Annotated in this window: 14 protein-coding genes; 6 read left to right on the top strand and 8 right to left on the bottom strand. The window is 69.0% G+C overall.

Features of this window, described 5'->3' with window-relative positions:
- Positions 1-66: 66 nt before the first annotated feature.
- The 4 genes from ABT061_RS46225 to ABT061_RS46210 all read right to left on the bottom strand — a co-directional run bounded on the left by ABT061_RS46225 (position 67) and on the right by ABT061_RS46210 (position 4,098).
- Positions 67-1,083 (bottom strand): NAD(P)/FAD-dependent oxidoreductase, encoded by a 1,017-nt coding sequence (locus ABT061_RS46225; RefSeq protein WP_350930069.1) that lies wholly within the window; start codon positions 1,081-1,083, stop codon positions 67-69.
- 349 nt (positions 1,084-1,432) lie between these two features.
- Positions 1,433-1,966: a DoxX family protein gene (locus ABT061_RS46220; protein ID WP_350930068.1), complete on the bottom strand. Its 534-nt coding sequence runs from the start codon at positions 1,964-1,966 to the stop codon at positions 1,433-1,435.
- Positions 1,967-2,078: 112 nt separating this feature from the next.
- On the bottom strand, positions 2,079-2,306 hold the full coding sequence (locus ABT061_RS46215; protein ID WP_350930067.1) for a hypothetical protein: 228 nt from the start codon (positions 2,304-2,306) through the stop codon (positions 2,079-2,081).
- A 178-nt stretch (positions 2,307-2,484) separates the two neighbouring features.
- Positions 2,485-4,098, bottom strand: coding sequence for a thiamine pyrophosphate-binding protein (locus tag ABT061_RS46210; RefSeq protein ID WP_350930066.1), 1,614 nt, complete (start codon positions 4,096-4,098; stop codon positions 2,485-2,487).
- Positions 4,099-4,458: 360 nt separating this feature from the next.
- Between ABT061_RS46210 and ABT061_RS46205 the strand changes: the two genes are divergently transcribed.
- The 3 genes from ABT061_RS46205 to ABT061_RS46195 all read left to right on the top strand — a co-directional run bounded on the left by ABT061_RS46205 (position 4,459) and on the right by ABT061_RS46195 (position 9,151).
- Positions 4,459-6,306 carry a 2-oxoacid:acceptor oxidoreductase subunit alpha gene (locus ABT061_RS46205; protein ID WP_350930065.1) on the top strand — a complete coding sequence of 616 codons (1,848 nt, stop codon included), beginning with the start codon at positions 4,459-4,461 and terminating at the stop codon, positions 6,304-6,306.
- A complete protein-coding gene (locus ABT061_RS46200) occupies positions 6,299-7,357 on the top strand; it encodes a 2-oxoacid:ferredoxin oxidoreductase subunit beta (RefSeq protein WP_350930064.1) in 1,059 nt (352 codons plus the stop codon). Before ABT061_RS46205 ends, ABT061_RS46200 begins: the two co-directional genes overlap by 8 nt.
- 528 nt (positions 7,358-7,885) lie before the next feature.
- Positions 7,886-9,151, top strand: coding sequence for an extracellular catalytic domain type 1 short-chain-length polyhydroxyalkanoate depolymerase (locus tag ABT061_RS46195; protein ID WP_350930063.1), 1,266 nt, complete (start codon positions 7,886-7,888; stop codon positions 9,149-9,151).
- A gap of 304 nt (positions 9,152-9,455) precedes the next feature.
- On the opposite strand, the gene ABT061_RS46190 is transcribed toward ABT061_RS46195, so the two are convergent.
- Complete coding sequence (locus tag ABT061_RS46190; protein WP_350930062.1) at positions 9,456-10,406, bottom strand: alpha/beta hydrolase; 951 nt, start codon at positions 10,404-10,406, stop codon at positions 9,456-9,458.
- Between the two features lie 162 nt (positions 10,407-10,568).
- A complete protein-coding gene (locus ABT061_RS46185) occupies positions 10,569-12,191 on the bottom strand; it encodes a flavin-containing monooxygenase (RefSeq protein WP_350930061.1) in 1,623 nt (540 codons plus the stop codon).
- 716 nt (positions 12,192-12,907) lie between these two features.
- Here ABT061_RS46185 and ABT061_RS46180 point away from each other — a divergent pair.
- Both ABT061_RS46180 and pcaF read left to right on the top strand, forming a co-directional pair.
- A complete protein-coding gene (locus ABT061_RS46180; protein ID WP_350930060.1) occupies positions 12,908-13,564 on the top strand; it encodes a GntR family transcriptional regulator in 657 nt (218 codons plus the stop codon).
- Between the two features lie 21 nt (positions 13,565-13,585).
- Positions 13,586-14,794, top strand: a complete 1,209-nt coding sequence (pcaF, locus tag ABT061_RS46175) for a 3-oxoadipyl-CoA thiolase (RefSeq protein ID WP_350930059.1) — start codon at positions 13,586-13,588, stop codon at positions 14,792-14,794.
- Positions 14,795-14,915: 121 nt separating this feature from the next.
- Here the strand turns inward: pcaF and ABT061_RS46170 are convergent, their stop codons facing one another.
- Positions 14,916-15,128 (bottom strand): hypothetical protein, encoded by a 213-nt coding sequence (locus ABT061_RS46170; protein ID WP_350930058.1) that lies wholly within the window; start codon positions 15,126-15,128, stop codon positions 14,916-14,918.
- A gap of 693 nt (positions 15,129-15,821) precedes the next feature.
- Here ABT061_RS46170 and ABT061_RS46165 point away from each other — a divergent pair.
- A complete protein-coding gene (locus ABT061_RS46165; RefSeq protein ID WP_350930057.1) occupies positions 15,822-17,912 on the top strand; it encodes an acetate--CoA ligase family protein in 2,091 nt (696 codons plus the stop codon).
- Positions 17,913-18,042: 130 nt separating this feature from the next.
- On the opposite strand, the gene ABT061_RS46160 is transcribed toward ABT061_RS46165, so the two are convergent.
- Positions 18,043-18,849 (bottom strand): VOC family protein, encoded by an 807-nt coding sequence (locus tag ABT061_RS46160; protein WP_350930056.1) that lies wholly within the window; start codon positions 18,847-18,849, stop codon positions 18,043-18,045.
- Positions 18,850-18,986 lie beyond the last annotated feature (137 nt).

Below are 18,986 nucleotides of genomic sequence, written 5' to 3'. Positions count from 1 at the left end.
GGCGCTTTCCTTCCCGTGCGTCGGATCGCATCGTGGGGCTCGTTGAGATTTGCGTTCACGATCCTCTTAAGGCGTCAGGCCGTGCCTGCGTGCGCCGAGCACGCGCTCGGTGACTTGCCGCTCCAGTTCGGGAGGGAACGGGTATACGTCGACCGCGTTGCGCACGTCCTCATGGACCAGGTCGATGTTGATCATTGCTCCGGTCTGCCCGCCCTGCGCTGCTGCATCAATCACCTGTGCCCGGTGGCCGCGCAGGTTCCCGGCCACCCACACCCCCGGCACAGTGGTCATGCCCATCTCGTTCTCAGCGGTCACTGTCGCGCCGATGACCTGGTCGTCCATCAGCTTTTCTGCAGCACGAAGACCGAGTCCGGCGAGCAGGTCCACCTTCGCCACAGACACCGGGAACACGACGGCGACCTGGACACCGGTCACGGTCTCGCCAACCCGGATGCCACTGAGCTCGTCGTCGGTGACCTCGATACCGGTGACCCGGCCGGGCACGACGGCGATGCCGCGCGCTGCGAGTTCGGCACGGTTGGTCGGCGTCAGGTCGACGGATTCATTGGTGAACAGCGTGACCCGATCGGTCCACTGCCGCCACAGCTGCGCTTGGTGGAGCGAGGCCGCGCCACTGCCGATGAGACCGACAGCCTTGTCGCGCACTTCCCAGGCGTGGCAGTACGCGCAGTGCAGTACGTCCCGGCCCCAGCGATCGGCGAGGCCGGGGATCGCGGGCAGCTCGTCAACGACCCCCGTGGCGACGAGCACTCTCCTGGCAGCCACGGTGGACCCGTCGGCAAGGGTCACGCGGAGGGTTGAGCCATTGATGCGCTCGACGTCGACCACGGTGCCGTTGCGGACGGCGCCGCCGTACTGCTCGACCTCAGCGCGGCCGATGGCAAGCAATTCTTGCGGCTCGATTCCCTCCCGCCCAAGGTAACCGTGCACCTGTCCGGCACGCGCGTTGCGGGGAGTGCCCGCATCGATGACAAGCACGTCGCGCCGGGCACGGCACAGGTTTACGGCCGCGCCCAGACCTGCCGGGCCACCACCGATGATCACAACGTCATATGTACTCATGCCGTGATGGTGCACTCGCTCCAAGAGGAACGTCACAAAAAGGTGCCGGAATAGCAAAAGCCAAGGCCGTCACGTGGTCTCGCATCCCCTCGGGGACAGGCTGCCGGCGGCCTTAATGTCGACGGAGCAGAGCGACACGATCGGCGTCAGACGCGAGTTCGCCAAGGCGAAGGCGGGGCCGGAACACGAAGCGCCGTAGCGCCGAGCGGCCACCGCCTTCGGCTCGGATGCACACACAGGAACCGTAACGTCGAGAACCAGTTCCTTCGACGTACACGTTGATGCAGGTGGCCGATCGCGTGTTCGGCGATCGCTCAGATGAGCCGATGACGGCTCATCTGAGCACTGGTCACGCGCTCTCGTGCGCGGTGTCCGACGGCTCCGCGTGGGCCTCGGAACGGGGCCGGTACGTCGCCGCGAGGAGGCCCACAACAGCGACGACGCCGACGCCGATCGCGACGAGGGCTCCCCACCCACCCGCGACCACGATGCCCAGCGCCGCGTCGATCGACGCCACTCCGGGCCCCGCGATCGCCACCACGGCGGCCACGACGGCCAGGACCAGCACGTACTCGTAGCCGTCCTTGAAGACGAAGAAGCCGTTGCGCCGGTGCGCGACGACGACGGCGACCAGCATGACGGAGATGACCGCGGCGGACGAGAGCGGCGTGAGGAACCCGAGGATCAGGCCGGCTCCAGCGACGACCTCCACGATCGCGCTCATCGCGGCCTGGACCATCCCGTGCCGCAGGCCCAAGCTCTCGAACCAGCGTGCAGCACCGGGCAGGCGTCCGCCGCCGAAGGCATGGTTGAGCCCGTGTACGACCATGACGCCGCCGAGAACCACTCGCAGCAGCAACAACGCGACATCTATTCGATCCATTGGCAGATCTCCTTAATCGGATCCGTTGCACGAAGCACGCAGCGGTTCGACGGGCGAGTTCCATGACTCGGGAACCGCCGCGTTCCCGGTCCCACGTCCGGTGGCGCGGCGGTCACGACTTGTCACTGCCGACGACGCTCTCGGCCGCACCGGGCTCGGAGAGCAGCCGGAACTTCTGCACCTTGCCGCTAGGCGTCGTCGGCGGCTTCGCCACGGCTGTGATCCGGCGGGGCAGCTTGAACCGGGCCGGCCGGCCGCCGACGTGTGCCGGCAGCCCTTCCTCCTCGCAGTCGACCGCGCCTTCTTCGAGCCGGCCCCAGGCGCTCGTCCGGTACGCCAACGACCGCCGCGCGGACGACCGCTGGATGGGGACGATCGTCTGCGGCGGCGGTTCGGTGGGCGAAGGTATGGAGGGCGCCCTTCCTGGGTTAGCCGGCGTTGCAGGTGCGGGTCGGCAGTTCGAGTCGGAAGTCCCGGAGGGCGCTCGCGCAGCGACCCCTGGCCGGCTGCGTCACGGGTTAATGGGGCACCTCGGGGATCGCATCCGGCGCGATCTTGACGTCGATGACGACGGGGCGGTCGCTGTCCCGCATCGCGGCCAGCGCGGGAGCGAGGTCGGCCATCGTCGACACGGTCAAGCCCTTGCAACCGAGTGGCCCGGCGAGGTCGGCGAACTGCGGCCATTCGAACAACGACAGCCCCGGATCGATACCGCGATTGACGAACTGGTCGTACTCCGCCCCGTAGCTGCCGTCGTTGCAGACGACAACGGTGAGTGGAATGCCGTGCCGCACGGCGGACTGCAGCTCGGCCAGGCCACTCATCATGAACCCACCGTCGCCGGTGATGAGCACCGTCGGTTCGTCAGGTGCCGCGCACGCCGCGCCGATCGCCGCCCCCATTCCCAGGCCGACCGCGCCGAACGACGTCGACAGCACGTGCGCGGTCGGCTCGTGCGTCCCGATATAGCGGAAGCTCTCGCCCAAGAACCGGCCCCCGTCCTGCACTATCGTGCGCACGGAGGGCAGCGCCGCGTCGATCGCGCTGAGCACGGCTGCCAGGCTGAAGTCGGTCGAGGTCTCGGTCCACCACAAGGCCTCCGGGGTGAGCCGCCGACGGACGAGCTCGCGGTAGGACGACGCCGGGATCTCGGCGGCGTCGAGCCACTCGACAATCGTCCGAGCCGTCGCGGCGGCGTCGCCCAGCACGCCGGCGGTCACCGGGGCGTGCCGGCCGATTGCCGACGGATCGTCGTCCACGTGCACCACCGACTTGCCTTCGAGCAGCTCGGTCCCAGCGGTGGTCCAGGTGTTGAGGCCCGCGCCGAACGCCACGACGCAGTCCGCATCGTTGATCGTCTCCACACCGATCGCGGTCGACAGGGTGCCGAACACCCCGACCGAACCTTCCTCGGCGGTGTACAACCCACGAGCCTTCAGCGTTGTCGCGATCGGCGCCCCGAGCCGCTCGGCGAGATCGAGGACGGCATCGCGCGCCGACTTGTCCAGTACCCCCCGCCCTGCGAGCACGAGGGGCCGCCGGGATGCGGCGAGCACACCGACGGCCGCGTCCAGCGCGGACTCCTCCGGTTCCTGCACCGTGCCCAACACGAGACCGGCATCGGCGATCAGCGGCTCGCCCACCTCGTGCCACTGGAAAGAGGTCGGGCAGTTGAGCACCACGGGGCGCCGCCCGTCCCTGGCCCGGCGCGCTGCGCGGTGGAACGCGGCCGCGGCGTCCTCCGGACGTTCGACCAGCATGTAGTCCGCCCCGGTGGCGGCCACCAGCGGCGCCTGGGCCAGCGACTGGACGTTCGCCGTGTTCCCTGGGTTGGTGTCACCGCAGATCAGGACCAGCGGCGTGGCACTGCGGACCGCTTCGACGAGGGCGGTGACCGTGTTCGTCAGCCCGGGGCCCTGGGTGACGGTGGCGACCCCGAGGCGCCCGCTGCGGCATGCGTACCCGTGGGCCATCATGATGGCCCCCGCCTCGTGGACAGCGCTGACGTACCTGCCGTGCTGCTGCTCGACGAAGGCGTTGACCATGAATAGGTTCGAGTCGCCCAGCAATCCGAACAGGGTGTCGACCTCGTTCGCCGCCACGGCGGCCGCGAGCGCTTCGTGAACCCGCATCCCTAAGGAGCCTCCTCCATCGTCAAGGGCGCACGCGCCCGTCGGTCAAGCTGAGGCCGACTGCACCACCCGATGTGTCGCACTCCCGCGAGAGCGACGCGGGCCACCCATCGAGCACCTGGCCCGACAGCCACTCTAGCCCCCAGCAAGAATTTTGAACACATGTGTTGAAAAAGTGGCGCTACGATTGCATACACTGCCGCAGGCAGGCAGGTGGTCCGAAGACGTGACCGGATCCGGCGGAAGGTTCGCAGTAATGATCAGCACTATGCAGGAAACGGCCCGAAATGGATGTGGCATGGTTCCGAGGACATGTCCGGCGCGTATGAACCGGGGCCCGTCGAGGAGGACTGAGCAGCTGTGACCAAGCAGGTTCAGCAACTCGACCGCGTGATCATCCGGTTCGCCGGTGACTCCGGCGACGGCATGCAGCTGACCGGCGACCGATTCACCGCGGAGACGGCGAAATTCGGCAACGACCTGTCAACGCTGCCCAACTTCCCGGCAGAGATCCGCGCACCCGCGGGCACTCTGCCCGGCGTGTCGAGCTTCCAGCTCCACTTCGCCGACCACGACATCCTCACTCCCGGCGACGCGCCCAACGTGCTCGTCGCGATGAACCCCGCCGCGCTCAAGGCCAACCTGACCGACCTGCCGCGCGGCGCCGACATCATCGCCAACACCGACGAGTTCACCAGCCGTAACCTGCAGAAGGTCGGATACGCCGCCAACCCGCTGGAGGACGAGTCCCTCGCCGAGTGGCGGGTGCACTCCCTGCCGCTGACGTCATTGACCGTCAAGGCCCTCGAGGGCTTCGGCGTCTCCAAGAAGGACGCCGAGCGGGCCAAGAACATGTTCGCCCTCGGCCTGCTGTCATGGCTGTACCACCGGCCGACCGAGGCGACGATCCAGTTCCTGGAAGCGAAGTTCGCCGCCAAGCCCGACATCGCCAAGGCCAACGTCGCCGCCTTCCAGGCCGGCTGGAACTACGGCGAGACCACCGAGTCGTTCTCGGTTTCCTACGAGATCAAGCCGGCCACGCTCGCTCCGGGCGTGTACCGCAACATCGCCGGCAACCAGGCCCTTGCCTACGGGTTGATCGCCGCGTCGGTGCAGTCGGGGCTGCCGCTGTTCTTGGGCTCCTACCCGATCACCCCGGCCTCCGACATCCTGCACGAGCTGTCCAGGCACAAGCGGTTCGGCATCCGCACGTTCCAGGCCGAAGACGAGATCGCCGGGGTCGGCGCCGCGCTGGGGGCAGCGTTCGGCGGCGCGCTGGGCGTGACCACCACCTCCGGGCCGGGTGTCGCGCTCAAGGCCGAGACCGTCGGCCTTGCGGTGATGACCGAGCTGCCGCTGATCGTGGTGGACGTGCAGCGGGCCGGCCCCTCGACCGGTATGCCGACCAAGACCGAGCAGACCGACCTGCTGATGGCGTTGTTCGGCCGTAACGGCGAGTCCCCGGTGCCGGTGATCGCCCCGGCCACGCCGTCGGACTGCTTCGACGCCGCGATCGAGGCCGCGCGGATCGCGCTGAAGTACCGCACGCCGGTGATGCTGCTGTCGGACGGCTACCTGGCCAACGGCTCCGAGCCGTGGCGGGTGCCGGACGTGGAGCAGCTGCCCGACATCTCGGTGGAGTTCACCACCACGCCCAACGGGGAGGACGGCACCACCTATCTGTCGTTCAAGCGCGACCCCGAGACGCTGGCCCGGCCGTGGGCGGTGCCGGGGACGGCGGGTCTGGAGCACCGCATCGGCGGCATCGAGAAGGCCGACGGCACCGGAAACATCTCCTACGACCCCGACAACCACGACACGATGGTGCGGCTGCGCCAGGCCAAGATCGACGGCATCGACGTTCCCGCTCTGGAGGTCGACGACCCCGACGGTGACGCCAGGACCCTGGTGCTGGGCTGGGGGTCGACGTTCGGACCGATCGCGGCAGCGGTGCGGCGGGTGCGCAAGGCCGGCGGCAAGGTCGCCCAAGCCCACCTGCGCCACCTCAACCCGCTGCCTGCCAACACCGGTGAGGTGTTGCGCTCCTACGACAAGGTGCTGCTTCCCGAGATCAACCTCGGCCAGCTCGCGCTGCTGCTGCGTGCGCGGTTCCTGGTCGACGTGATCAGCTACAACCGCGTGCGCGGGCTTCCGTTCAAGGCCGAGGAGTTGGCCGGAGTCATCCAGGACGTGATCGACAGTGACTGAGAGCCTCAACGGCAAGGGCCTGGCCCTGGTGCCCAAGAGCGAGGGCAAGCAGACCCTCAAGGATTTCAAGTCCGACCAGGAGGTCCGCTGGTGCCCCGGCTGCGGTGACTACGCCATCCTCGCGGCCGTGCAGAGCTTCATGCCCGAACTGGGGCTGCGCCGGGAGAACATCGTGTTCGTCTCCGGGATCGGCTGCTCGTCCCGGTTCCCGTACTACATGAACACCTACGGGTTCCACTCGATCCACGGGCGGGCTCCGGCGATCGCGACCGGGCTCGCGGCCTCGCGTCCGGATCTGTCGGTGTGGGTGATCACCGGTGACGGCGACTCGCTGTCCATCGGCGGCAACCACCTGATCCACGCGTTGCGCCGTAACGTCAACCTCAACATCCTGCTGTTCAACAACAGGATCTACGGGTTGACCAAGGGCCAGTACTCCCCGACCTCGGAGATCGGGAAGGTCACGAAGTCGACGCCGATGGGGTCGCTGGACAGGCCGTTCAACCCGATCTCGCTGGCGATCGGCGCCGAGGCGGGGTTCGTCGCGCGGACGGTCGACTCCGACCGCAAGCACCTGCAGAGCGTGTTGCGGGAGGCGGCGGCGCATCGGGGCACGTCACTGGTGGAGATCTACCAGAACTGCAACATCTTCAACGACGGCGCCTTCGACGCGTTGAAGGACCCGGCGGCGCGTGATGAGATCACGATCCGGTTGGAGCACGGGCAGCCGATCGTGTTCGGCTCGGGTGAGAACGCCAAGGCGGTGCGGCTGTCGTCGTACGGCGGCGTCGAGGTCGTCCCACGTTCGAAGGTGGCCGAGAGCGAGATCCTCGTCCACGACGCGCACCGGCCGGACCCGTCGTTGGCGTTCGCGCTGTCCAGGCTGGACGAGCCGGCGTTCCAGCAGGTGCCGATCGGGATCTTCCGTTCGGTGGACCGGCCGTCCTACGACCAGCTGATGAACGAGCAGCTGGAGCAGGCCACCGCGGACAAGGGCAGAGGCGACCTCGGCGAACTGCTCCTCGCCGGCGACACATGGCAGATCAACTGATCAAATGGCTCCCGGCATCGGCCTTCGCTCGGCCGGCCGTCAGGTGATGTGGGCTGCTGTGAGCGTTGACTCTGCGATGACTGCGGTCGGCAGGCGGCGGATTGTGCTGACGGCTGCTCGATACGGACAGCCCCCACGGCATCCTGCGCCGAGACGACCTCTCGGCACGCACCGAACGCACCCTCTGGGCCGCGTGCCGCACCTGACCCTCACCTCACGCGGATTGCCCGCCGGGCAGCGCCGGCACCCATCTCAAGAGCTGCGAGGGCGTTTGGTCGAGACGGTCGAGCCGGGCTGACCAGCCGGCGTGTTCTGTCGTTCAGGCCGGATTTTTACCGGTTGGCAGGGGGGCCTCCCGAGAGGGGGGTACCCCTGCCGCGTTCTTGGCGGCCAATCCAATATGAGGCCGTTCCGAAACTTTCATTTCGTTGATTACGCATTCCCAGGTCAGCTAGGTGCGGTCTTTGCGGCGCTTGGTGATCGAAATATTTCTGTAATGCTCAGAATATTTCGCGAAGAGGAGAGCAGATGAAACGACTCCTGGGCATCGTGGCGGCGTTGCTCGTCGCCGTCGGCCTGATGGCGGCGCCGCCCGCCGGGGCCGCCTCGCTCGTCGAGGTGACAGGCTTCGGCACGAACCCGACCAACCTCCGCATGCACCTGTACGTCCCGAACAACGTCACCGCGCGTCCCGCGATCCTGGTGGCCGTGCACTACTGCACCGGGTCGGGGCCGGCGTTCCACTCCGGCACCGAGTTCGCGTCGCTGGCCGATCGGTACGGCTTCATCGTCATCTACCCGTCTGCCACCCGCAGCGGCTCCTGTTTCGACGTCTACTCGCCCGGAGCCCTCACCCGCAACGGCAACAGCGACCCCGTCGGCATCGTGTCGATGGTCAACTACGTGACGTCCCGCTACAACGCCGACACCGGCCGGGTGTTCGTCACGGGCGCCTCCTCCGGGGGCATGATGACCAACGTCCTGCTGGGCGACTACCCCGACGTGTTCAAGGCCGGGGCGGCGTTCATGGGCGTGCCGTTCGGCTGCTTCGCCACGACCGACGGCTCGACGTGGAACAGTGCCTGCGCCAACGGGCAGGTGACGAAGACGCCGCAGCAGTGGGGAGACCTGGTCCGCGGCGCCTATCCGGGCTACACGGGGGCGCGCCCGAGGATGCAGGTCTGGCACGGCACCGAGGACACGACGCTGCGCTACCCGAACTTCACCGAGGAGATCAAGCAGTGGACCAACGTCCACGGCCTCTCCCAGACCCCCACCTCCACCGACAAGCCCCAGCCGACCTGGACCCGCACCCGGTACGGCTCCGCCGTCGAGGCCATCAGCCTCCAGGGAGTGGGGCACAACCTGCCGCTGGGCGGCCAGGCCGCGATGGTCATCTCGTTCTTCGGCCTGGACGGCACGACCCCCACGCCTACCCCCACCCCTACCTCCACGCCGACCCCGACTCCCACCCCGGGCGCGTCCTGCCGGGTCGCCTACACCACCAACGCGTGGAACACCGGCCTCACGGCCTCGGTGACCGTCACCAACACCGGCACCTCCGCGATCAACGGCTGGACCCTGGCCTTCACGCTTCCTTCGGGCCAGACCGTCACCTCGGCGTGGAACGCCACGATCACGCCCGCGAGCGGCGCCGTGACCGCGAGGAACATGAGCTACAACGCGGCCATCCCGGCGGGCGGCTCGACCTCGTTCGGCTTCCAGGCCGGCCACACCGGCAACACCGGCACACCGGCGTCGTTCACCCTCAACGGTGCGAACTGCACCAGCTGATATCCGGCGGACCGCCGCCGGCGAGTGCTCCGCGTACGGACCGGATCGGTTGTCGCGGTCCCTCAAGGTTCTACGGCCCACCGCGACGTCCGCGCGCCGCGGAACATCCCCGTTCCGGTCGATGCCCCAGCGGAGGAACAGAGGTGACGTCCTTCCACGGCTTGAAAAGCCGTGGAAGGACGTCACCTTCCCGCACGGCGGCACCTGGACCTGGCCGACGGTCTCCTGCCGTGTCGGCGGAGGCCGGCGCGCCCCGGTGCCGCGGGCGGAACCTCAGGTTGTCTGAGGCACCGGGGCGCCCCCCTCAGGAGAGAACGCGCCGGAGGGCGTCGATCCGCCCGGCCCAGATCCGCCGGGAGAGCTCCGCCTCGGGCGCGAACGTCTCCGAGGCGTGGTAGCTGCCCGGGTTGACGCGCAACTCGGTCGGGACGCCCGCCTGCATGAGCCGCTGAGCGAACGCGATGTCCTCGTCCCGGAACAGGTCGACGGTGCCGACGTCGATGAAGGCCGGGGGGAGACCGGACAGGTCCTCGGCACGCGCCGGGGCCGCGTACCGGTCGGCCTCCTTACCGCCGAGGTACCAGTTCCAGGCTTCGATGTTGCCCGCGCGGTCCCAGATCCCGATGTCGGTGATCTCGTGGCTCGACGGCGTCTCGTTCCGGTCGTCGACCATCGGGTAGATCGGCATCATGAACGAGAGGGCCGGGCCGCCGCGGTCCCGCGCCAGGAGCGCCGTGCCGATGGTCAGCCCGCCACCGGCGCTGGCGCCGTAGATCGCCAGGCGTTCCGGATCGATGCCCAGCTCGCCGGCGTTCTTCGCCGTCCACACCAGGCCCGCGTAGCAGTCCTCGACCGGGGCGGGATGGGGGTGTTCCGGGGCGAGGCGATACTCGACGGAGACCACGACGGCGCCGACCTGGTCACAGATCATCGTCGCGGCGGCGTCCTCGCCCGCGACGTTGCCGAGGATCATGCCGCCACCGTGGATGTAGTAGATGCCGGGCAGCGTGCCGGACGCGTTGACCGGCCGGTAGATCCGCACGGTGATGTCGGGCTCCCCGTCGGGGCCGGGGACGGTCCGATCCTCCTTGGTGACGTTGGGGTTCTCGGGCACTTCGAGGGCGCCCATCATGCCTGCGACGGCGGCTCGGCGCTGGACGATGTCGGGGATGGCGTTGAAGCCGCCGGGCAACATGCCGAGCAGCCCGTCCAGGGGAACGCGAGATTCGGGATCGATCAGGTCACGACGGGACATTGGCCCTCCAACGGGTCACGAATCTGGTGGACGTGAATGTAGAACGGTTGGGAGTCGGTGTCATCGCCCGGCGGACGGGCGGGGGTTTTCCGGTGGCGAGGGCCGTACGGCCGCTGTTCCCCGATCACGGCGCGACCATTTCGCCGCGCCGCTCCCGGCCGGTCAGGTGGAGAGGGCGAAGCCCTCGTAGCCCAGGGCGGCGATCTCGTCGCACTTCCTGCGGTACTCCCCGACACCGCCGGCATAGGGCATGAAGACCCTCGGCTTGCCCGGCACGTTGGCTCCCATGTACCAGGAGTTCGCCCTGGGGTAGAGGGTGGAGTCGGCGATGAGGTTGACGTGGTCCACCCAGGCGTCCTGGGCCTCCACGGTGGGCTCGATCGTCCGCAGACCCCGGTGGTCGAGATGCCCGATCGCATCGGCCACCCAGTCGACGTGCTGCTCGATGGAGACGACCATGTTCGAGAGCACCGACGGGCTGCCCGGTCCGGTGATCATGAACAGGTTCGGGAAGCCCGCGGAGCCGATCCCGAGATACGTGCGGGGGCCCGCGCTCCACGCCGCCTTGAGTGAGGCACCGCCCCGGCCGCGGATGTCGACGTTCGTCAGCGCCCCCGTCATCGCGTCGAACCCGGTCGCGTAGACGATCGCGTCGAACTCGTACTCCCTGTCGGAGGTGCGGATGCCCTTGTCGGTGACCTCCACGAGCGGTGTGCGCCGCAGATTGACCAGGTGCACGTTCTCGCGGTTGTACGTCTCGTAGTAGCCGGTGTCCAGGCAGGGGCGCTTGGTGCCCACGGGGTACTCCGGGCAGAGGTCCGCGGCGGTCCGCAGGTCCTCGACGATCTGGTGGATCTTGCCGTGGATGAACCGCTTCGCCGTGTCGTTGGCCTCCTGGTCGACGCTGAGATCGGCGTACGCGGTCAGGAGGTTGACCAGGCTGCCACTCTCCCAGGCCCCCTCGAAGGTGGCGTCGCGCTCCTCGTCGGAGACCTCCAGGGCGGATTTCGTCGGGATCGGCGTGGGGACCCCGAATCCGGACTCCTTCTGGGCCTGGCGGAAGGCCCGGTAGTTCGCCTTCATGTCGGCGATCTCGTCCGGGCGCAGCCTGCGGTTACGGGCCGGGAGGCTGTAGGCGGGGGTGCGCTGGAAGACGGTGAGGTCGGTGGCCTGCTCGGCGATGACCGGGATCGACTGCACGCCGGAGGACCCGGTGCCGATGATCCCGACTCGCATGCCGGTGAAGTCCACACCCTCGTGTGGCCAGTGCGCAGTGTGGTAGGTGGCGCCGCCGAAGCCGTCGAGGCCGGGGATCTCCGGCAGCTTCGAAGACGACAGGCAGCCGGTGGCCATGACGAGGAAGCGGGCGGTGACGGTTTCCCCGGCCTCGGTGCGCACCAGCCAGGTCCTGCCGGGCTCGTCGTAGCTGGCCGCCGCCACGCGTGTCTCGAAGAGGATGTCCCTGCGCAGGTCGAACCGGTCGGCGACGTGTCGCGCGTACCGGAGGATCTCCGGTTGGGTCGGGTAGCGCTCCTGCCACTCGTACTCCTGCTCAAGGTCTGGGGAGAACGAGTAGGAGTAGGCCAGGCTCTCCACGTCCACCCGGGCTCCGGGATAGCGGTTCCAGTACCAGGTGCCGCCGACGTCGGTGCCGGTCTCGAACACGACCGCGGACAGGTTCATCTCGCGGAGCTTGTGCAGCAGGTACATGCCCGAGAAGCCGGCGCCGACGACGACGTCGACAGAGGCGGGAACGGTGCGCGGGCCGGAGTCGGGTGCGGACATTCGTCCTCCTGAGGTGCGAGGGGTGTGACGAATCGGTGTGCGCGGCGCGGAGATCGCGACCTCACGACGCCATCCGGCCATGAGGGCGTGCGTCATCGCCTCAGGGCCATGCTCATCTGGCCGGGGTGGTGGGGGACCCGCTCGCAACCGGGGCGTCACGGCGGACGGGTCGGTGGCGCGGGCCGGGACTCCGCGAGGGAGTGACGGGTGGCGGCGTCAGACGGACCGCCCGGCCAGGCTCCCGCCGATCGCCGGGATGACGTGGTCCAGGCCGGCGGTGCCGTCCGGCAGGAGGTCGACCATGGTGAGGAACTCGTGCGTGTGGCTGGGAGTCGCGGGTGATATGGGGATACGGCCGCGCCGGCGGGTCGTGGGGCGTAGACCTGTCCGGCGGTGCGGAGATCTCTGGTGGCCGGCCGGGCGTCAGCTCGTGCGGCGGTGTCCCGCCATCGGGCGCCCTCTGGCTCGGGAACGGTTGCCCTGTCGCGATCAGGGAGAGCATCACGTACGTAATATCTGGAAGTTACATCAATGTAAAATGCATTCTGTGAGGAGTCAACAGCTCTGAGGGGTTTGTGTGCTGACCTAAACCCATGGCTCCAGGGCGTGTGCCGCGCTGCCGCTGTGCCTCGGCCGCTTCGGGATCCGCTTGATCAGTCTCCGAGCGGGGATCGTAGGATGGCGGCGTCGGCTTCCTATTGACCGAGAGCATCCCCATGTCCTTTGCGGTACCGCTGACGCGGAAAGAAGCGGTCCTGCGCCGGTTGCGCGAGGAGATCATCACCGGCCTGCTGAAACCGGGCGCGTTGATCAAGGACGCGGAGATAGCGGCTCGGCTGGGCGTGAGTATCACCCCGGTACGTGAGGCGATCACCCAGCTCGCCGCCGAGGGGCTGATCGACATCTCGCCCAACCGGACGCGGCAGGTCACCCGGGTGACCCAGAAGAGCGCGCTCGAGCTGATCGACGTGATGATGGTGCTGGCCTGCGCCGGTTTCGAGTGGGGCATGGAGAACATCACCGACGAGCACGTCGCCACCCTGCGCGTCAAGCTCGGCGAGTTCGCCGAGGGCCTCCGGCAGGGCAACGTGACGGCCGCCGCCGCCGCGGGGGCGGACTTCAGCACGGTGGTCATCCTGGCGAGCGGCAACCGGGAACTGCAGACCCACGTCGACCTGGTGGTCACGCGCACCCTGCGGGTGCTGGCCCTCACCGCCGAGAGCGACGTGTGGAGCGTGTGGCTGAACGGCTACCGGCAGACCCTTGAGCTGATCGAACGGGGCGATCGCGCCGGGGCCGTCGAGCGGTACCGGCAGATCTACCGCGACTACCGGCAGCGAGTGGAGACCTTGCTGTTCGACGAGGATCGCTGACACGTTTTTCTGGAGGCCCACATGAGTGTTACCCGCATCGCCTACCTCGTCTCCGGGGTCCGCACCCCCGTCGGCAGGTACGCCGGCGCTCTCGCCGAGGTGCGTCCCGACGACCTCGCGGCCCATGTCGTCCGCGAGCTGACCACCCGGTACGGCGGTGTCGACTGGGAGGCGACCGACGAGGTCGTCCTCGGCTGCGCCAACCAGGCGGGGGAGGACAACCGCAACGTCGCCCGGATGGCCGCTCTGCTGGCCGGCCTGCCGGTGGCGGTGCCCGGGGTGACGGTGAACCGGCTCTGCGGGTCCGGCCTCGACGCCGTGGCGTACGGAGCCCGCGCCATCGTCGCGGGCGACGCCGACCTCGTCATCGCGGGCGGCGTGGAGAGCATGAGCCGGGCACCGTTCGTGCAGCCGAAGGCGGCCACCGCCTTCGGCCGTACCGCGGAGATCCACGACACGACGATCGGCTGGCGCTTCGTCAACCCCGAGATGCAGCGGACGTACGGCACGGACGCCATGCCGCGCACCGCACAGAACGTCGCCGACGACCACGGCATCAGCCGCGAGGACCAGGACGCCTTCGCGCTGCGCTCCCAGGAACGGGCGGCGAAGGCACAGGCGAGCGGCCGCCTGGAACGCGAGATCGTCCCCGTGCCGGTGCCCCGGCGCAAGGGCGACCCCACGCTCGTCACCGCCGACGAGCATCCCCGTGAGACCTCGCCGGAGCGGCTCGCCGCGCTGCGGCCCCTCTTCGAGGGGGGCTCCGTCACCGCCGGCAACTCCTCAGGGGTCAACGACGGCGCCGCGGCCCTGCTCCTGGCCTCGGAGGAGGCGGTGTCGCGCTACGGCCTCGAACCCCTGGCGCGGATCGTCGCGACGACGAGCGTCGGCGTCGAGCCGCGGGTCATGGGCGTCGGCCCGGCACCCGCGGTGCGGCGGCTCACCGAGCGGACCGGCATCGGCCTCGACCGGGTCGGGACCATCGAGCTCAACGAGGCCTTCGCCGCACAGTCCCTGGCGGTGCTGCGCCTGCTCGGGCTGCCCGATGACGCCGAGCACGTCAACCCGCACGGCGGCGCCATCGCGCTCGGCCACCCGCTCGGCATGAGCGGCGCCCGCCTGGCGCTGACCGCCGCGATGACCATGGCCGACGAGGGACACGAGCACGCCGTCGCCACGATGTGCATCGGCGTGGGACAGGGGATCGCGACCCTTCTCGCACGCCCGTGACACGAGGTGGCCGCCGGATCGGGCGGCGCGGCCCGATCCGGCGGCCACCCCGCGCGACCGTCGAATCCCGGGGTCTCCGCTCCCGGCCGCCGGCCGGCACGCGGGCGTGCCGGGAGCGGCGTCATGCGTAGAGGAACCAGAACCCGGACTGGGGGGTGCAGGTGTACGAGGTCCACCACCCCTCCTGGATGCCGAGGTTTCCGACCCGGTGGCAGTCCCAGTCGTAGTAGTAGACGTTTCTGAGTGTGGCGGCCTGCGCGGGCAGCACACCGACGGACAGCGCCAGGCCGGTGGCAAGAAAGGCCGAAACGAGTAAAGCTCGCATTCTGCGCATCAATTCTCCTGCGGCATGAACGAAGTGTGTTTCCGGAGAAACGCGCGGGGCGCTCGAATCGGGCTTCCCGGCACCGGAAGTATCACATTGGCGGCCGTCCGAAGGTAGGCGGCCACCGGCTCCGGCCTCCAGAGCGGGGATGACCTGGTCAAAGCTGTGAAAAGGCGTGCGCCGAGCGTGAAACGTTCATCCGGCGGGCGTTCGGCGCCCTGCCACCCGGCAGTCGCCGCCAGGCGGCCTCGGCCGGTCCTCCGGCGATGACATCGGCGCGGACCTCACCCGCGCCGGGGCCGTGCGCGCCCTCGCCTCGGATGGGGGCGTGGCACGCCTCCGGAGATCGCAGGTGAGCCGACGCTGCCGCTAGATAGATTCCGACTCTAGATTTCGACAGCTGTCCGGCCTGTAGGTGAGATGCATCATCAGCGCAGGTAACGACTCGATTCACGCTCACTCAAGATGATCTGGCTATTGACAGTAGTAGAATCTAATTTCACTATAGCTCCACGGAGTCTCGCCTGCCGTGCCGACCGCCCTCCGGGCTGGTCACCGCGGCCGGCGTGCCCCAGGTACTGATCGTCCGGGCTACCGCCCGCATGCGACAGGGAGCGGAGAATGAGCCTCATCACCGGGACCGAGGGCGGTTCGTCATCGCGCTTGGACAACGACGCCTCTGGGGGGCATCCACTCGATTCGATGTTCGCGCCGCGCGGGATCGCGATCGTCGGGGCGAGTGATCGTTCGGGCTGGTCCCGTTACACCTATGCCAACCTCGTGCAGGCGGGATACCCCCACCCCATCCATCTCGTCAATCACAAGGGTGATCAGGTCCATGGTCAGCCGACCGTCAGGTCCCTTGAGGACATCGACGGTCATGTCGATCTGGCCTATGTGCTGACCGGTCCCGACTCGCTGCCGGGCATCATGGAGGGCGCGGCGGCGAAGGGGGTCGTCAATCTCGTCGTCATCGCCGCCGGTTTCGGGGAGATGGGCGAGGAGGGGGCCGAACGCGAGCGGGCTCTGGCCGCCCGCGCGAACGAACTCGGCCTGCGCATCCTGGGACCGAACAATCTCGGTTTCATCAACGCGGCCGCCGCGACGATGCCGTGGAGTCAGATGCTGCCGTGGCCGATGGAGACCGGTGGTGTCGGGGTCCTCTCGCAGAGCGGCGCGCTCGGTATCTTCCTGCTCAACTATCTGCAGAGCCGGGATGTGGGCATCAGCCATCTGGTCACGCTGGGCAACGAGGCGATGATCACGATCGCCGAGGGCATCGACTACCTGCTGGCGCAGGAGTCCACGAAGGTCATCGCGTTGTACCTGGAATCGGTACGCCACCCCGAGGCGTTCGTCGACGCCGCACGGCGGGCCCTGGCAGCCGGCGTGCCCATCGTCGCGTACAAGGCGGGGCGCGGTGAGGTGGGCGCCAAGGTGACGGCTGCGCACACCGGAGCGCTCGCCGGTGACGACAAGGTGTTCGACGCCGCCTTCCGGCAGCTCGGGGTCATCCGTGTCGACTCCATCGAGGACCTGGTGGCCACGTCCGGACTGCTCGCCGAGTACGGGGAGATCCCCGGGCGCAGGGCCGCCTTCGTGACAGGCTCCGGAGCGATGTGCGGGGTGATCGGCGATGTCGCCGAGGTGAACGGCGTGCAGCTGCCCGACCTCGCCGACTCCACGGTGACGGCGCTGCGGGAGAGCGGGTTGCCGGACTTCGCGACGGCGCAGAATCCGCTCGACACCACCGGGTACGTCGTGATCAAGCCCGACCTGCTGCCGCTGTGTGAGAAGGTCGTCTCGAAGGACCCGGGCATCGACGTCCTGGTGATCAACGGGTCGGCCCCGGCCACCCCCGAGGCGGCCGCGTTCATGGCCGGGAGCGTCGAGTGGCGCAAGGAACTGGCGGACACGAGCCCGGTTCCCGTCATCCCCATGGAGTTCCTGCCCACCGAGCGCACCCTGTTCGCGCGTGAGTTCCGCCGGTCGTCGGGCAGTTCATACGTGCTGGAGTCCTTCGCCCGGGGCATCCCCGCCCTCGCCAAGGCGATGTGGTGGTCCGAGAAGCGCAGGGAGATCGCGCAGCCGCGGGCCGGCTCCTCGACGGCCGTGGAGATCGAGGGCGGCGCCGGCGGTCGCTGGTCCGAGCGCCAGGTCGTCGGGCTGCTGGCCGGCGCGGGAGTGCCCGTCGTTCCCCAGCGCCTGGTGCGGACCGCCGAGGAGGCCGGGAGCGCGGCCGGGGAGATGCCGCTTCCCCTGGTGATGAAGGTCTCGTCCGCCGATATCGCGCACAAGACGGATGTCGGCGGGGTCGTCCTCGGCCTGAACTCGCCGGGTGAGGTGCGCGAGGCGTTCGAGCGGATGATGGACACGGTGCGGTCGCACGCGCCGGACGCCGACATCGAGGGCGCGGTCCTCAGCCCGATGCGCCCCGACGGCGTCGACCTGCTGGTGGGCTTCGTCCGTGACTCCGTATGGGGCCTCACGCTCGTCGTCGGTCTCGGCGGCGTCTGGGTGGAGGTTCTCAAGGACACCGCGATCAGGCTGCTGCCCGTCGATCGTGACGAGGTCAAGGCCATGCTCGCGGAGTTGAAGAGCTATCCCCTGCTCACGGGTGCTCGTGGCGGAGCGGTGGTGGACCTGGAGAAGCTGGCCGACGTCGTCTGCCGGCTCGCCGACGTCGCGCTGGCGCTCGGCGACCGGATAACGGAGATGGAGGTCAATCCGCTGCGGGTCTCCGGCGAGGGCGTCGAGGTCCTGGACGCGATGGTCGTCTGGGACGAGGGCTGAGGTTCCGGCGGACCGGACGCACCCCACGAGCCGGTGGGGCGGCACCGCCCCACGCGACGTTGCCCCCGGCGTCCGGCCGATGAAACGGCCCCCCTGCGAAGCAGGGGGGCCGTTTCCGGTCTGCCCTGGCTCACTGCCGGTCGACGTCCTGCCATGCCTGAAGGACCGCGACGCCGGTCGACGGCTCGTACGGCATGCGCACGGCCTGCGTGCTCCCGTCCTCCAGGTCGCCGGGGGTGAGCTCGGGGGAGCCGAACATGACGTGGTCGACTCCCAGTCCGTGGGCGAGCCACAGGCCCGCGCCGCCCGGTGTCTCCGCACGCTCGCGGACGAGCAGGTTATGGCCGGTACCCCAGCTGACGAGGAACCAGCCCCGGCCCCCGTGGCGGACGTGGCCGCTCAGCTGGTCCGCGAACAGTGTCCTGGCGGTGTCGAGCGACGCCACGGTCAGGCCGACCCAGGAGATGCCGAGCGGTTTCCCCGCGGACTCGGGGAAGCCCTCGGGAGCGGGGGAGGTGAACCCGCCCACCAGGTCCTTGTCCGCCTCGGCAAGCTGTATCAGGGTCCCCATGCCCGCCTGTTTCGGATGGAGGAACGCCTCTTTCCAGTAGGTCTCATTCCTGCCGCCCAGGGTGTCGATCCCGATCGCCCGTAACCGATCCAGGGCGTCGACCAGGGAGGGGACCTGGAAGGTGAGATGGTGCGGGCTGGGGCCGTTCCTGTCGATGAACCGCCGCATGAAGCCGCCCGGCCGGGCGCCGGGGGCGATGAACTCCAGCCTCATGTCATGGGCGTAGACCAGCTGGTAGGGCGCGAACTCGCCCGTGTCACCTCCGTGTGACCATGCGCCGCCCAGTCGAACGGCGAAACGAGGGTAGGCGTCCTCCCATGACTCGACCCCGATGGCGAGGTGGTCGAAGATGACGACGTCTGACATGTGCGTCCTCTCCCGTGCGGGAATCTCTGGAAACGGCCGCGGGGGGGGGGGGGGGGGGGGGGGGGGCCCCCCCCCCCCCGGCGGCGGGGGGCGGGGGGGGGGCGCCGCCGGGGGGGGGGGGTGACGGAGTGACGCCG

This window comes from Streptosporangium sp. NPDC002544, assembly GCF_040295965.1.
Taxonomy (GTDB): Bacteria; Actinomycetota; Actinomycetes; order Streptosporangiales; family Streptosporangiaceae; genus Streptosporangium.
Note: the sequence above shows the minus strand (reverse complement) of the source record. Positions and strands in the feature narration are given on the sequence as shown.

Excerpts from the sequence above, each read along its gene's own strand:
- ABT061_RS46225 (WP_350930069.1), bottom strand. The coding sequence starts at position 1,083 with ATGAGTACATATGACGTTGTGATCATCGGTGGTGGCCCGGCAGGTCTG.
- ABT061_RS46220 (WP_350930068.1), bottom strand. The coding sequence starts at position 1,966 with ATGGATCGAATAGATGTCGCGTTGTTGCTGCTGCGAGTGGTTCTCGGC.
- ABT061_RS46210 (WP_350930066.1), bottom strand. The coding sequence starts at position 4,098 with ATGCGGGTTCACGAAGCGCTCGCGGCCGCCGTGGCGGCGAACGAGGTC.
- ABT061_RS46195 (WP_350930063.1), top strand. The coding sequence starts at position 7,886 with ATGAAACGACTCCTGGGCATCGTGGCGGCGTTGCTCGTCGCCGTCGGC.
- ABT061_RS46190 (WP_350930062.1), bottom strand. The coding sequence starts at position 10,406 with ATGTCCCGTCGTGACCTGATCGATCCCGAATCTCGCGTTCCCCTGGAC.
- ABT061_RS46185 (WP_350930061.1), bottom strand. The coding sequence starts at position 12,191 with ATGTCCGCACCCGACTCCGGCCCGCGCACCGTTCCCGCCTCTGTCGAC.
- ABT061_RS46180 (WP_350930060.1), top strand. The coding sequence starts at position 12,908 with ATGTCCTTTGCGGTACCGCTGACGCGGAAAGAAGCGGTCCTGCGCCGG.
- pcaF (WP_350930059.1), top strand. The coding sequence starts at position 13,586 with ATGAGTGTTACCCGCATCGCCTACCTCGTCTCCGGGGTCCGCACCCCC.
- ABT061_RS46170 (WP_350930058.1), bottom strand. The coding sequence starts at position 15,128 with ATGCGCAGAATGCGAGCTTTACTCGTTTCGGCCTTTCTTGCCACCGGC.
- ABT061_RS46165 (WP_350930057.1), top strand. The coding sequence starts at position 15,822 with ATGTTCGCGCCGCGCGGGATCGCGATCGTCGGGGCGAGTGATCGTTCG.
- ABT061_RS46160 (WP_350930056.1), bottom strand. The coding sequence starts at position 18,849 with ATGTCAGACGTCGTCATCTTCGACCACCTCGCCATCGGGGTCGAGTCA.